The organism is Mangrovibacterium marinum, assembly GCF_003046625.1.
Lineage (GTDB): Bacteria > Bacteroidota > Bacteroidia > Bacteroidales > Prolixibacteraceae > Mangrovibacterium > Mangrovibacterium marinum.
Genome location: NZ_QAAD01000024.1, coordinates 38,622 through 53,338, shown reverse-complemented (window position 1 = coordinate 53,338; position 14,717 = coordinate 38,622). Strand labels below are relative to the sequence as shown.

The 14,717-nt window shown below is 47.4% G+C and carries 13 protein-coding genes; 5 read left to right on the top strand and 8 right to left on the bottom strand.

Annotation, left to right across the window (positions count from 1 at the left end):
• Positions 1 to 351 precede the first annotated feature (351 nt).
• Positions 352 to 486: a hypothetical protein gene (locus C8N47_RS19020; RefSeq protein WP_281257088.1), complete on the bottom strand. Its 135-nt coding sequence runs from the start codon at positions 484 to 486 to the stop codon at positions 352 to 354.
• Positions 487 to 937: 451 nt separating this feature from the next.
• Here C8N47_RS19020 and C8N47_RS16415 point away from each other — a divergent pair, with 451 nt between their 5' ends.
• Together C8N47_RS16415 and C8N47_RS16410 are read left to right on the top strand one after the other, a co-directional pair.
• Positions 938 to 1,291, top strand: coding sequence for an RNA recognition motif domain-containing protein (locus C8N47_RS16415; protein WP_107823661.1), 354 nt, complete (start codon positions 938 to 940; stop codon positions 1,289 to 1,291).
• Positions 1,292 to 1,301: 10 nt separating this feature from the next.
• Positions 1,302 to 1,499 carry a cold-shock protein gene (locus C8N47_RS16410; RefSeq protein ID WP_107823660.1) on the top strand — a complete coding sequence of 66 codons (198 nt, stop codon included), beginning with the start codon at positions 1,302 to 1,304 and terminating at the stop codon, positions 1,497 to 1,499.
• A gap of 133 nt (positions 1,500 to 1,632) precedes the next feature.
• Here C8N47_RS16410 and C8N47_RS16405 read toward each other — a convergent pair whose 3' ends face one another.
• The 5 genes from C8N47_RS16405 to C8N47_RS16385 all read right to left on the bottom strand — a co-directional run bounded on the left by C8N47_RS16405 (position 1,633) and on the right by C8N47_RS16385 (position 8,635).
• Entirely contained in the window at positions 1,633 to 2,397 is a 765-nt protein-coding gene (locus C8N47_RS16405; RefSeq protein WP_107823659.1) for an MBL fold metallo-hydrolase, read from the bottom strand.
• A complete protein-coding gene (locus C8N47_RS16400; RefSeq protein ID WP_107823658.1) occupies positions 2,390 to 2,899 on the bottom strand; it encodes a shikimate kinase in 510 nt (169 codons plus the stop codon). Before C8N47_RS16400 ends, C8N47_RS16405 begins: the two co-directional genes overlap by 8 nt.
• Positions 2,900 to 5,536, bottom strand: a complete 2,637-nt coding sequence (locus C8N47_RS16395; RefSeq protein ID WP_107823657.1) for a DNA gyrase/topoisomerase IV subunit A — start codon at positions 5,534 to 5,536, stop codon at positions 2,900 to 2,902.
• A gap of 24 nt (positions 5,537 to 5,560) precedes the next feature.
• The gene (locus tag C8N47_RS16390; protein WP_211316183.1) at positions 5,561 to 7,405 is read right to left on the bottom strand and encodes a DNA topoisomerase IV subunit B; all 1,845 of its coding nucleotides are present in this window, start codon (positions 7,403 to 7,405) and stop codon (positions 5,561 to 5,563) included.
• A gap of 354 nt (positions 7,406 to 7,759) precedes the next feature.
• Positions 7,760 to 8,635: an adenine nucleotide alpha hydrolase family protein gene (locus C8N47_RS16385; RefSeq protein WP_107823656.1), complete on the bottom strand. Its 876-nt coding sequence runs from the start codon at positions 8,633 to 8,635 to the stop codon at positions 7,760 to 7,762.
• 85 nt (positions 8,636 to 8,720) lie between these two features.
• On the opposite strand from C8N47_RS16385, the gene C8N47_RS16380 reads away from it, so the two are divergent.
• Genes C8N47_RS16380 through C8N47_RS16370 form a run of 3 tightly spaced genes read left to right on the top strand, consistent with a single transcriptional unit; the run spans position 8,721 to position 12,580 of the window.
• The gene (locus tag C8N47_RS16380; protein WP_146161551.1) at positions 8,721 to 9,137 is read left to right on the top strand and encodes a hypothetical protein; all 417 of its coding nucleotides are present in this window, start codon (positions 8,721 to 8,723) and stop codon (positions 9,135 to 9,137) included.
• Positions 9,134 to 11,125, top strand: a complete 1,992-nt coding sequence (locus C8N47_RS16375; RefSeq protein WP_107823654.1) for a putative porin — start codon at positions 9,134 to 9,136, stop codon at positions 11,123 to 11,125. The genes C8N47_RS16380 and C8N47_RS16375 overlap by 4 nt, the downstream gene beginning before the upstream one ends.
• Positions 11,126 to 11,143: 18 nt before the next feature.
• Positions 11,144 to 12,580: an MltF family protein gene (locus C8N47_RS16370; RefSeq protein ID WP_107823653.1), complete on the top strand. Its 1,437-nt coding sequence runs from the start codon at positions 11,144 to 11,146 to the stop codon at positions 12,578 to 12,580.
• On the opposite strand, the gene C8N47_RS16365 is transcribed toward C8N47_RS16370, so the two are convergent.
• Both C8N47_RS16365 and C8N47_RS16360 read right to left on the bottom strand, forming a co-directional pair.
• Positions 12,564 to 13,202: an NUDIX hydrolase gene (locus C8N47_RS16365; RefSeq protein WP_107823652.1), complete on the bottom strand. Its 639-nt coding sequence runs from the start codon at positions 13,200 to 13,202 to the stop codon at positions 12,564 to 12,566. The two genes, C8N47_RS16370 and C8N47_RS16365, sit on opposite strands and share 17 nt — an antisense overlap.
• Before the next feature lie 234 nt (positions 13,203 to 13,436).
• Positions 13,437 to 14,687, bottom strand: coding sequence for an ABC transporter permease (locus C8N47_RS16360; protein ID WP_107823651.1), 1,251 nt, complete (start codon positions 14,685 to 14,687; stop codon positions 13,437 to 13,439).
• Positions 14,688 to 14,717: the final 30 nt, after the last annotated feature.

Sequence of the window (14,717 nt, the reverse complement as noted above, 5' to 3'; positions counted from 1 at the left end):
CGCTCAATGATTCTTGGGAATTCTTCGACAGGATTCATAGTAGAAAATTTTATTGGTACGTAGATACCGCAAGTTAATTCACTTTCATTCCTGTTGGTGATTCCCGGGAATCATGTAGGTTTTTTCTGAAAGTCTCTTTTTCCGGCGCTTTAGAGCCTATTCCTTCGCTTCAACTTTTGATCAAAAATGAATCTTTTGTCCTACCGGACGGGTTTTACTCTTTGCCTTGAAGCAAAGAGTAAACAGAAAATTCAAGGCTTATTTTTATCTTCAGGTGTCAGCTCCCGAAAGCTAAGTTCGGCCGGGTGATCTCCTTTCCGGCAGCTGCCGGATCGGAGCTTCCCGGATTCACTAAGCTTCCGGTTCGCCTCTCACCATCGATAAAAAGTAGGCCGGTCCCGCTCCGAGCGAGCTTCCGTCTTCTCTTAAATGCCTTCTGCTGTCTTCCACCACTTTCATCCCTGTTGGTGATTCCCTCCGAATCATGAAGGATTTTTCTGAAAGTCTTACTACGCAGAGACCCAAAGTTGCAAGACCAATAACTGGTTTTGAATAGCTGTGGAACGACAACTCGACAACTTTTGAAAACAACGACAACAGTATAATTGAAAAATCCTAGCCTTTCATTCCTATTGATGATTCCCAGGAATCATGAAGTTTTTTTATGCCCTGCACCACCAACGTGCGAAACTCCCTCCTTGCCCTCTAAAGTCCCGCCGCCGAAACCTGCCGAGCCCCCCGGAGCCATTCGCCACAAACAGCTCCGACGGGTAAAATTAACCTTGACGCCTTCACTTCATGCCCACCCCCTTCAGAAGGGCTGCAAGCTGTCTTTTTCGTTAATTATGAGATAATTCTGAAATTATTTCGGTAATAAATTTTTTTACGTACAAATTAAGTCTACATTTGCTGCTCACACATTTATTTTTTATTGATTATGAACATTTTTGTAGGAAACCTCAACTACAATCTTACTCAGGACGACCTGAGAGAGATCTTTGAGGAGTATGGTGAATTAGACTCTGTAAAATTGATTACTGACAAATTTACCGGTAAAAGCAAAGGCTTTGGTTTTGTTGAGATGGCTAATGAAGAAGAAGCTAAAAAAGCGATCGAAGAATTAAACGGAGCTGAGCTTGAAGGAAGAACAATGGTAGTTAACGAGTCTATTGACAAACCTCGCGAAAACCGCAGACCTGCTGGCGGAGGTTTCCGTGGCGGCAACAACCGCGGCGGCAACAGCGGTGGCGGCTATGGTCGCAGAGACAACAACTACAGATCTAACTACTAAGCAATCTGCTATGAAAGGAACTGTAAAATGGTACGATGCTACCAAAGGTTATGGCTTTATCCTAACTGAAGAAAACAAAGACATCTTTGTTCACCACTCAGGATTAGCTGACTCTTTTGCCGGCCTTGAACCAGACGAAACTGTTGAGTTTGAAATCGGTGAAGGTAAAAAAGGACCGGTTGCTACAAACGTAACGAAAGTAGATTAATTTCGAGATTAAGCAGAGGCCGGCAACGGCTTTTCTGATTAAGATATTTTTCACGCTTTGTTTATTTAAAACCCGAAGAAATTCGGGTTTTTTATTTTTTTCAACTTTCTTGTCAAGCCGTCCTTGCCGGGAGCTACACCTCAAAAAAAGCTGTTGGCTGAGAGCGCGAGGTTAACTCGACCCGAAAGCGGGCACGCAGCGGATCGAACACCGCATCGGCTAACTCGGGGGTGTTATTTTCGCCTGACAGGTGACTCAGAAAGATCGTGTGCAATTGGTCTCCGCCACACTGCTCGGCCAGGGCAAAAGCCTGCCGATTGGACAAATGTCCCTGACTGGAAGCTACGCGTTCTTTCAGATAGTACGGATAAGGGCCATTTTGGAGCATTTCATCATCGTAGTTACTCTCCAGAAAAACGGCATGACATTGGGCAAAATGCTGCTGCACCAATGCACAAGCCTCCCCAATATCAGTCATCACCCCAACGTGCTTACCGGCATAAGCCACCCGAAACGAACAGGCATCGGCCGCATCGTGCTGCTTGGCAAAAGGAAAAACCTCGAACTTACCTAAAACAAATGGCTCGTTGGGCTCGAACCAACGCACGTCAGCCGGCCGATTAGCCTTACTCAGAGCCAGGAAAGTTTTCTTGGTGATGTACACCGGTATTTGCAGGCGCTTGCTCAGGACCCGCGAACCACGGGCATGATCGGCATGCTCATGAGTTATCAGAATGGCTTTGATCTTACGTTCGTCGATCTGCTTTTCCAAGAAGCGAAGCTGCAACTGACGGGCCGACAGACCGGCATCGACCAGCAAGGCTTCCTTGTCGTTACCAATATAGTAGCAATTGCCGTTACTACCGGAGGCCAGTGCACATACTTCGAGTTTACTCATGTTCAAATTCTATCCGCGATAATAATTCTTCCACCGTAATCTTCGATCCGGTAATACAATATTCAGCCTGCTCGTAGAAAGGTCGCCGTTTTTCCAACATGCCTTCAATAAAGCCCACCAACTCTTCGGGCGTTTTGTCCTTCACCAGCGGACGTTCCGTTTTCGACGTCATCAGGCGGTCGGCGAGCTCCTCCGGGTCAACATCCAAGAAGATGCAGGTTCCCGTTTGATTCATCAGCTGTACATTATCGAAAAAGCAAGGTGCTCCGCCACCGGTTGCAATCACAACATCCTCAAAATCGGAAACATCGTGCAAACAAGCGCGTTCCTTCTCCCGAAATCCACCTTCACCCTCCTCTTCAAAGATCCGGGGGATTGTTTTAAAGTACTTTTTTTCCAGATATTTATCCAGATCCAGAAACGACAATCCCAATTTATGGGCCAACTCCTTCCCCAGGGTTGTTTTGCCACAAGCCATATAGCCAATTAAATAGATTCTCATTTAAAACAGCGACATTTGGTTTTTATCATCTTCTTCATCATCACCTTTCTTCTTCCGGTTAATTTCAAACGGAACATCATCATTCGGATCAGGTTCCGGCTCATCTGCCAAAGGCTCATTGTGTTCGTCTTCATCTTTCACAATCGGCTCGATCTCGGTAATGTTTTCAACCTCATAGTTGGTTAATCGCTTACCCCGGGCCTTATGCGACTTGACGCCGATAAACTCGGCCACCTCAACAATCTCAGCATCCCGCTCCGCATTTTTACCGCCAAAAGTAATTTGCAAACGCGGATAATGCACCCAAGTTACACTAATTAGCCGGCTGTGCTCGTTCTCGCCAATAAAGCTCACCCGTTTTCCCTGTACATCGTCAATCTGGAAACGTTTCACGTAATAGTATTCCTGATCGGCATCATAATACACTGCCGACAGAATTTTATCGGCATCAAACTTCTCGATCGTCAGGATGTCCTGATCGAAGTGATTGCTCAGGTCGAAATTATAGAGTTGATAATCGCCGTTCCTAAACAAAACCAGAATCTGATCATCCCCCTGGAACTCGCCCAGATATTTACCACGCCCATCGGAATTCAAGCGCAACACATCGGTGTCGAACCATATTTTGCGCCCGCCAAGGGTCGAGACTCCCTTTTCTTTAAGCACAATTTTATGCAATTCGTATTTGGTGAGAATATTGCCCATGGCACCGCGCCCCTTGATGGCCAGATCACCCATGTCCACTTCATACATCATGCGTTTCAGACGTGCTTTAGGTTTCAGGGTTACCTTTAAAATCTCGGCTTCGCCATTGGGGTTGGCACTGAAATACCACACTTTGGAGCCCGGCGTGCCTTTGGTGACATCGTACTCCTTATCGCGGGTAACACCGGTGACGGCAAAGCGCTTCATGTAAAAATAGCCCTGCTTCCCATCGCGGTACACCACATTGTAAATCGTGCGCTTATCATTCTTCTTAAAGACCGCCAGATGCTGGATGTTTTTACCAATAAAAGCCTTATCGCTCACCTTGGTAATAAAGTAGGTTCCATCTTTGCGGAATACAATTATATCGTCAATATCGGAACAATCGCAAATATATTCGGCCTTTTTCAGACTTGTACCCATGAAGCCCTCTTCCCGATCGAGGTATAACTTTTCGTTGGCCACAACCACCTTGGTAGCCACAATATTTTCGAAACTTCGCAACTCGGTTTTCCGCTCCTTACCCTTTCCGTACTTTGCGTTAATACGCTCATAATAAGCTATGCTGAAAGGAATAATATGCTCAATATTATAGTCTATTTCCTTAATTTCTTCCTCTATGGACTGAATGTGGTCATTCGCTTTGTCGGTATTAAATTTCAAAATGCGCGCCATGCGGATCTCCATCAGTTTCAGGATATCCTCGCGGGCCACTTCGCGAACAAGTTTAGGCTTCCAGGGTTCCAGGCGCTTATCGATATGAGCAACCGCTTCATCCATATTCTCCGCCTGTTCAAATTCCTTGTCCTTGTAGATCCGCTCCTCGATGAAGATTTTCTCCAGCGAGGCAAAATGCAGGGCATCGAGCAACTCGCCCTTGCGAATCTCGAGCTCCAGCTTAAGCAGCGAAACGGTCTGATTGGTGTTCCGGATCAGAATCTCGCTAACGCCCAAAAACAAGGGCTTATCATCTTCAATAACACAGGAATTGGGCGAAATAGAAACCTCGCAATCGGTAAAAGCATATAAGGCATCGATGGTTTTGTCGGAAGACACACCGGCTGCCAGATGCACCAGAATCTCCACCTTGTCGGAGGTGTTATCGTCGATATGCTTAATCTTGATTTTCCCTTTATCGTTGGCTTTGATGATCGACTCGATCAGCGTGCTTGTTGTCTTCCCGTAAGGAAGTTCCGTGATAACGAGGGTCTTGTTATCCTGTTTTTCAACCTTTGCCCGCACCTTCACCACGCCGCCGCGCAGACCGTCGTTGTATTTCGACACATCCACCGATCCTCCGGTCGGGAAATCGGGATACAACTCAAACTCTTCCCCTTCCAGATAGGCGATGGAGGCATCGATCAGCTCAATGAAGTTGTGCGGCAAAATCTTCGATGCCAGACCAACAGCAATGCCTTCAACCCCTTGTGCCAACAAGAGCGGAAACTTAACCGGCAAGGTTACCGGCTCGCGGTTACGGCCATCGTAGGATAATTTCCAGTTAGTGGTTTTAGGGTTGAAAACCACATCGAGCGCAAATTTCGACAAGCGGGCCTCAATATAACGGGGGGCTGCCGCGCCATCGCCGGTTAAGATGTTTCCCCAGTTTCCCTGGCTGTCAACCAACAAGTCTTTTTGACCAAGCTGCACCAGCGCATCACCGATTGACGCATCGCCGTGCGGGTGATACATCATGGTTTGACCAATAATGTTGGCCACCTTGTTGTAACGACCATCATCCATCTCTCGCATGGCATGCAAAATACGCCGCTGCACCGGCTTCAAACCATCATTAACATAGGGCACTGCCCGTTCCAAAATAACATAGGACGCATAGTCGAGAAACCAATTTTGGTACATTCCCGACAGATACGTGATATTATCGTCTTTTTCAGATCCGGATTGATCTGCTTTAATAATCTCTTCGCTCACCTTAAATCCATTTAAATGTTTCGGTTAAACTTCATCTTTCTCAACATACAGGTTGTCGATGATAAATTCCTGCCGCTGCGGTGTATTTTTGCCCATATAGAACTCCAGCATTTGCGATACCGACTCGTGTTTTTTCATCACAACAGGCTCGAGTCGTATTTCAGGGCCGATAAAGTTTTTAAACTCATCGGGCGAGATTTCCCCCAATCCTTTAAATCGGGTAATCTCGGCCGCCTTACCGCAGTCGGCAATGGCCGCAATCCGTTCTTCGTCGGTATAACAATAGTATGTTTTCTTTTTATTCCGCACCCGGAACAAGGGGGTTTGCAAAATATACAGATGTCCTTTTTTGACCAACTCGGGGAAAAACTGCAGGAAAAAGGTAATCAGCAACAAGCGGATATGCATCCCGTCAACATCGGCATCGGTGGCAATAATCACCTTATTGTAACGCAGGTCGTCCAGGCTTTCCTCAATGTTCAGCGCCGCCTGCAAGAGGTTAAACTCCTCGTTTTCGTACACCACTTTTTTGGTCAGCCCATAAGTGTTCAGCGGTTTTCCCTTCAGGCTGAAGACAGCCTGCGTATTCACATCGCGCGACTTGGTGATGGAACCACTGGCCGAATCACCCTCGGTGATAAAGATGCTCGAATCAACCCGATTCTCTTTCGATGAGTTGAAGTGCACCCGGCAGTCGCGCAGCTTGCGGTTGTGCAGGCTTACTTTTTTGGCGCGCTGCTTAGCCAGTTTCTTAATTCCGGAGATCGCTTTGCGCTCCCGCTCGGATTCCTGAATCCGGCGCAGCAACACCTCGGCAACCTCGGCGTTTTTATGCAGGTAGTTATCCAGTTCTTTCTGCACAAAGTTCACCACGTGGTTGCGCACCGAAGGCCCGTCGGGGCCAATATCGCGGGAGCCCAGCTTGGTTTTGGTTTGCGATTCAAAAACCGGCTCTTCAACCTTTATGGAGATAGCCGCAATAATAGAAGCCCGAATGTCGGAAGGATCGAAATCCTTCTTATAAAACTCGCGGATGGTTTTGACCAATGCCTCGCGAAAAGCCACCAGGTGCGTACCACCCTGCGTGGTATGCTGCCCGTTTACAAACGAATAATAGTCCTCGCCATATTGATTTCCATGGGTTAGTGCTACTTCAATATCTTCACCCTTCAGATGAATAACCGGATACAGCGGGTCGGTATTCAGGTTTTCCTCCAGCAGATCCTTCAAGCCATTCTTACTCTGATAGCGGTCGCCATTGCAATAGATGGTCAGCCCTGCATTCAGAAAAGAATAGTTTTTCATCATGTTTTCCACATAATCGTTCCGAAAACGATAGTTGCGGAAGATATCACCATCGGGGATAAAGTTCACCTCCGTTCCGTTGGCCTGGTCGGACTGCACAATCTGCTTCTCCTCAACCACTTCACCTTTCGAAAAGATGATCTCCTTGACTTCGCCCTCGCGAAAAGCTTTGATATTAAATGTGCTCGACAGGGCATTGACCGCCTTGATACCGACTCCGTTCAGTCCTACCGATTTCTTAAAAACTTCAGAGTCGTACTTGGCACCGGTATTCATCTTCGATGCAACATCCTTTAGCTTGCCCAGCGGAATTCCTCTCCCATAGTCGCGGATGCTTACAAGCTCGTTGGAAACTTTCACTTCGATCTTTTTCCCAAAGCCCATCATAAACTCATCAATCGAGTTATCGACAACTTCTTTGAGCAACACGTAAATGCCGTCGTCGCTTGCCGAGCCATCACCCAATTTTCCGATATACATCCCGGGGCGTTTGCGGATGTGTTCTTGCCAGTCTAAGGTTTTAATGGATCCTTCGTCGTACCTTGGAGTCATAATTTCGTTCATATTTATCGCAAATATAAAGAAAGCAAAAGTGTGGAAATTTTAAAAGCGAATGTCAATAACTAATGGGAATACGTTGAAAAAAATACGATCTGTTTCCGGAAAGCAGCTCGGTGGAACAACCTGCGCAAGTTTCCGGCCAGCCCGAAACCATCCGGCCCTGAGCGTACGGGCCGCACAATCGTCATCGGCCCGCCAATGCCCAATATTTTCACGCACCGATATTCGAGAAAAGCAAGCATCCGCCGTGTTGTTACGCGATCATGCAACAACACGGCCTGCTCCGGCCTTCGGGAGAAGACAGAAACAGGCCGGGCAGCCCAAAACATCAGAGCTCAGCCACTGACACATCCGCCGCTATTCGTTCTGCTTTTCGTGATACACCAACACTGGTTTATTAAAGTGCCGAATCAACTCGTGCGTATGCGAGCTGCCAAACAAATCGGCAAAGAAACCCTTTCGTTCCTTCAAGGCTGCAAGCAGGTCGAAGTCGCCACCCCGGACAAAGTCCTCCAGCTCGGCATCGAGATCCTTGCCTTTTGCCAGATGAAATTGGGGCGTTACCTGAGGTACCGCCTCCGTCACCATCGCCTGAAAGCCAAGCCACTTCATCTGATGCTCAAAATCATCGTCAGGATGATGATGAAAAACAGTCAACTTAGGCGCAACAGCATCGCCAAACAACTCGACCAAACTGCCAATAGCGTCAATATCCTCGCGATGAAGCGCCGTGGCATACAACAAATTACCAAAGCTATCAAAGGTCTGATCATCGGGGACAACCAGTACCGGGCAGGCTACTTTATCGAGAATATTCGGGTAATGAACAGCTCCGCCAGCGGTACTCGAAACACTGCTATAATTGCTAACCAGCAACAGCATTTCCGGGTCGTCAACCAGAAGCTCCTCGATATATTCCAGCCGGTTGTGCTCCCGCAGCTCGTACGAGTACGGCACATGCTCACTGTGTTCAGACAGATATTCATCTAAAACACGCCGGATTTCGGAGGCAGCCTTCTGATAGTCGCTTCGAATTTGCGACTCGGCCAACTCCATGCCTGCCCCCAGGCTCGCGGGAGTTATGCCCAGATAGTTGGCACTGCTCACCCAGTTAAAATCTTCGAGATAGACAATCCGAAGTTTACGCTTTTGCCGGTTACTCAACAAGAAGGCCGAAAAAATCAGACTTTTCATTCCCTTTAAGGTATCCAGCATTAAAACATTCGTTTTCATGACTTCTGTATTTTTTTTTAGTTCAACAACGCAAAATCGGAGATTGACACCGGCACTTACGAAAGGACAATCAGCCTGCCGGGAGGTGGAAAACCAAACAACTGGCTCCAGTTTCTTTTACGACAGCCGGATAGGTTGGTTAAGCCGAACAGCTGCTCTTTACAGCAAAAAATTAGCCCACCCCAGCTATCAGCTCATCCGTCCGACAGCCGAAAATCTAACTGAGACAGAGCCTCCAAAGCATGCTGCCATCCGACCTTTGCAAGTCGCCAGGCAGGCACAAAGGCTTTCCGCAACACATCCCGATGTTCTTCCGGCTTTGCCCCAAATGATCATCCCGCATCCGGAAAAGAATCCGAAAGCAAACACAAACCACAACCCCATCACAAACAGCCTTATTATCAACAAACAAAGCCGCCATCGATCAAGAAATACAATAACTTTTTTTAAAGTTGGAAAAGCTTGGCAACTGACACTTTTAATTATCTTTGCCCGGTTATGATTGGAAAACAGATACTTTTTAGCATATTAATCTTGTTGGCAGGCCAACAAGTACTGGCTCAGGTAACCGACCGGAATTCTTTTGGAAGCTACCAGCCCCAACTGGGCGACGACGAGCAGGACGAGGACACACAGGAAGGCCATGATCACGCCGGAGAAGACAATAAAAACAAGGATATCCCCTCAATTATCAACAACTGGACGGTTGGCAATTTTGGAGCTACCTACACAAAAGCCGAGCTGGACACAGCCCTGGGCTTCTTTCATGTTCACAATCCGATTTTCAGGCAGGATCTGCGTCCGGTTTTTACCGGCAATATTGGTGGGGCCTACCTGAACGGCGACTTTTTTAACCGACAACGCAAGTCCGATTTTTATTTTTATCGTTCTTTTGAGGCTTACACGGTGCTCCCGGGCGACCTGAAGTTCATGAACACAACCACGCCCTACACGCTTTTGGACTACAAACAAAGCGACAACAAGAATACCCGGAACGAAACCATGTTCAATGTTTTTCACGCGCAAAACGTGAATGAAAATTTCGGGTTTCAACTATTTTACAATCAAGATAAATCGACTGGTTTTTACCAGTTTCAGGAGAATAAATTTCACAACATCGGACTATCGACCACCTACCGCGGCGACAAGTTCAACTCGCATGCGGGGATTATCTTCAACCGCAATAAAAACGAAGAAAACGGAGGACTTGAGCCGGATCAGGACCTGAACGAATATGACGAAACAGAAACCTACATTGTAAACCTCACCACTGCCAATGCACAACTCCGCAATAATACGGTGTTCGCGATAAACGAGTACCGCCTTGGAAAAACCGAAGAACGGGAAGACGAAGAAGGCTACATCGAAGAGGTATTCCGCCCCATCACCGGCTTTATGCATCAAATAGAATACTCTTCGAACCGCCGGATCTTTGAAGATACCGACATCAACCTGGATTATTACCCCAATACTTACCGCGACAGTGTGGCCACCAACGACACGACGATTTACAACAGGCTGAGCAACACATTTCAGATTAAGTTTTACGAATCGCCCAATCGCAAATATACCTTCAGCAAACGCGCCTTCATTGGTCACGATCTGATTTCAGCACAAATGATGGGTGCCAACTCCCCCCTGCTGGCGAAAGAAAAACTTCACAACACCTTTGCCGGGGGAGCCATCTCAAGAGACGCGGGCGAGTTTTGGCGCTGGAATATCCAGGGTAAATTTTACACGACCGGTTACCGCTCCGGGCAAACCGAGCTCAGTGCCTTTATCGATAAGCCGCTGGTCATTGGCAAGGACACCACATCGCTCCACTTGTCGGGAGAACTCAACACCATTGTTCCCGACTACTTCGAAAGCAGGTACTACTCAAACCACTTCGAATGGAATAACCATTTCAACAACACCAAGGAGATGATCCTTAAAGCCCGTGTCGAATCGAAACGTCACAAACTGACAGCCGCCTTCAACTACGCTTTAATCAGCGACTACATCTACAACGGCGCCGAAGCTACACCACAACAAGGATCGGCTGAAATGTTGGTCTTGTCGGCTTTCGTTAACAAAGACATCGAAAGCAAACACTGGCTGATTCGGGCCAGCGCACTTTGGCAGAAAACCAACCAGGAATCGTACCTGCATCTCCCCGATCTGACAGCTTACTTAAGCGTAAACTTCAAACTACTCATATCAAAAGTGATGTATGCCAACTTTGGCTTCGACACCAGATATACCACCGCCTATTATGCGGATGCTTACGACCCGGCCACTGCAGGTTTTTATTGGCAAAATCAACAAAAAATTGGTAACTTCCCCATAGTAGACCTGCATGCTAACTTAAAACTAAAGCGAACCCGGGCCTTTTTCCAGTTGCTGAATGCTGCAACGGGCCTGCTGGACGGGAACTACTGGGCGGCACCCGATTATCCGCTCTACAGAAGAACCTTCCGCTTGGGCATTGCCTGGTCATTTTATGATTAGACAAACTAAACTTCATGCATGAAGCGAAAAAATTTCATCAAACCGTCACTCATTTTACTGGTTCTGTTTGCGTTCGTGGCCTGTTCAACAGGTAACAGGAAGAACGAAAAGAAGAAAACAGCCCAAAATACCGAACTAAGCCGCATTCTAAAATCCGGCAAACTGAGGGCTGTTGTCGACTACAACTCAACCAACTACTTTATTTACCGAGGCCGCCCCATGGGCTTCAAATACGAACTGTTGCAACATCTGGCCGCCGACATGGGCGTTAAGCTGGAAATATCGGTCAGCAATAACCTGGAAGAAACCTTCGAGGGACTGCGCAAAAAACGATACGACCTGGTCGCAAAAAACCTGACGGTAACGAAATCGCGCAACAAGCTGATTGACTTCACAGAACCACTGGAGCAAACGCGGCAGGTGCTCGTGCAGCGCCGCCCCCCAAATTGGCAATCGCTCACCCACCAACAACTGGAAGACTCCCTGATTCGCAACCAGCTTGAGCTGGCCGGCAAAACAATATACGTTCAGAAAAACACGGCCCACTACCGGCGCCTGATGAATCTGTCGGAGGAGATTGGTGCCGAAATTAACATTGTTCAGGATTCGATTTACGGCGTCGAGCAACTGGTTAGCATGGTTGCCAACGGCGAGATCAACCTGACGGTTTGTGACGAAAATGTCGCCAAAGTCAACCAGACCTATTTCCCCAACCTCGACATTGCCACCCCCATCAGCTTCCCCCAAAACATTGCCTGGGCTATTCATCGAAACAGCCCCGAATGGCGGGCATACCTGAACAACTGGATCAGCAACTTCAAACAAACCCGCGATTTTGCAATCCTTTATAAAAAATACTTCGAAGTAAACAGGGCTCACCTGCGCGTTCTGGACGACTACCATTCGCTAAGCGGAGGAAAGATTTCGCCCTACGACGATATCATCAAAAAAGAAAGTAAACAATACGGAATCGACTGGCGACTAACAGCGGCCGTGATCTATCAGGAATCGAAATTCGATACCGCAGCGGTCTCCTGGGCTGGTGCGTACGGGCTGATGCAGGTGATGCCCGAATCAGCCGATCTTTTCAGGATTCTGGATTACGAAAAGCCCGCAAAAAACATTGAGGTGGGGGTGCGCCTGCTCAAATGGCTGGACGATAATTTTAAGCATGAAGTTCCCGACTCACTGGAACGGGTGAAATTTGTGCTGGCAGCCTACAATGTTGGCCTGGGACACGTAAAAGACGCCCAACGACTGGCTGAAAAATACAACAAGATCCCCATTGTTTGGACCAACAACGTTGACTATTTCCTGCTCAATAAGTCGGCGGCAAAATATTATAAAGATCCGGTGGTAAAATGGGGCTATTGCCGGGGAGAAGAACCTTTTGAATACGTGAACAAGGTGCTTAACACCTATCACCACTACGTCAATATTATTGAGTCGTCGTAAACTGATGCTTCCCCAACAAATCCAGGAACTCGGATAAAATCATCGCTGTTGCGCCCCAAACAACCTCTCCTTCGTAAAGAAAACAAGGAACCTGAAGCACGCCGGTTGTTGTATTCACCGGGTAATGTTTCAACTTCCGATGTTCCGCATATTCCTGAATCGGAAACAAAATCAGTTTCTCGGCCTCGGCGCGGTTAATCACAAAATCGGGCTTGCGGTCAACCCAGCCCACAAAAGGAAAAACCTTGAACCGACTAACCTGCACGTACAACTCCGACAAGCGACCAAGCAACAGCACATCGGAAGGGTCAATCCCAACCTCCTCGCGGGCTTCGCGCAAAGCTGCAACTTCCGGTTTTTCATCAGCCTCGATACGCCCTCCAGGAAGGCTAATTTGTCCGGGATGGTTCTTCATTCCCGAGGCACGCTTGGTCAGACAGGTATATATCCGGCCTTCGTGCGGAAACAACAAAAGCAACACACTACTATGCCGTACCTGCCCGGCTTCAGAAGCATCAACAGCCAGCTTCCGCCCCGGGGGAATCATCTTTAGATGCGAGGCTCTGCCGGGAAGATCCGATCGAAGTAAAGTGGCAATATATTCCGGATTAAATTCGTGCATAGCTAAAGATAATCATAAATTCAGAAAGAATGCGACTTGCACCAATCGTTTAACAAGAAATTAAAGATTTTGGGAAATCAACAGCTTGTTAGATTTTAAAAATTCACACTACCAGACAATCATAACACCTTAATTTCAAGCAGCTTGACAAACCGATCAGCAACCAGGCAAAACACGAAGAATAAGGCGTTTATAAACCACCAGCGAACTATTCAAGATGAAAGCTGCCAAAAATCATTCGAAACGAATGGTTTTCTCCGGCGAAATGCGACCCACCAGATACGATGGTCCCAGCATCATGAGCAGGGTTACTGCCAGTGCTCCCAGGTTAAGCAATACAAGGTGAGACAAAAGCAAATTCACAGGCACTGTATTAACATAATAAGAGGCGGGATCTAAATGGATAATCTTAAAATGCTGTTGCAGCAAACACAAAGCAACACCAATAATATTCCCCCACAACAAGCCCTTGCCGACCAGAAACGCCGACAAATACAAAAAGATCTTGCGAATGTTTGCATTCGCTGCTCCCATCGACTTCAGAATACCGATCATCCGTGTTCGCTCCAGAATAATTACCAACAAACCCGAGATCATATTAAAGCCGGCAACCAACACCATCAAAAACAGAATGATCCACACATTCATGTCCAGCAAGTTCAGCCAGTCGAAGATATAGGGAAACTTTTCCTTCACATTACTTACACGCAACAAGGGCGCATCGGCCTCCAGATTTTCCAACACCAGTGCCCGCACCTCCCGGTTCACCGCATCCAGGTCATCCAAATCATCAATAAAAATCTCGAAGCCACTAATCTGCTTGTCCGACCAATTATTCAGCCGCTGAATATGGCGCAAATCGGCCAGCACAAACATCCGGTCAAACTCTTCCAATCCGGTCCGAAAAAGGCCTCCAACAGTAAACCGACGAATACGAGGCAGCTTCTCATCCGAATTCAAAAAGTACATCAGCAGCTGATCGCCCAGCTTCAATTTCAGAAGCTTCGAAATCTGCTCCGAGATCCACACCTGGTCGGTGCGCGACGAATCCAACGGAATACGCTCCCCGGCAAGCTTGTAGCGATCAAAAAAACGCCAGTCGAAATCAGATGAAATTCCCTTTAACACGACCCCTTGAATCTCGTCGCCGGCTTTAATAATGCCCGGCTTGGTCGCAAAACATTGAATATGTCGAACACCGGAAAGCGAATCCAAAGCAGGCAAAAAGGCCTGATCTTCATCAATCGGAATGGTCTGGTAGCTCTGATTGCTATCGTAGTTAACAATTTGCAGGTGAGCCGAAAAACCATTTACCTTCGCGGCAATCTCGCGCTGAAAGCCAATCACGATGGCCACAGCCAGGATCATCACCACCATCCCGAGACTGATGCCGGCAACCGCTAATCGCACAATGCGCCGGGAGAGGTTTTTCTTCGACTCTTTGGCCGAAAATAAACGACGGGCTATAAATAATTCGGTATTCAAATCGATGGGGTTGAAAGTTAGCCCTTAAAG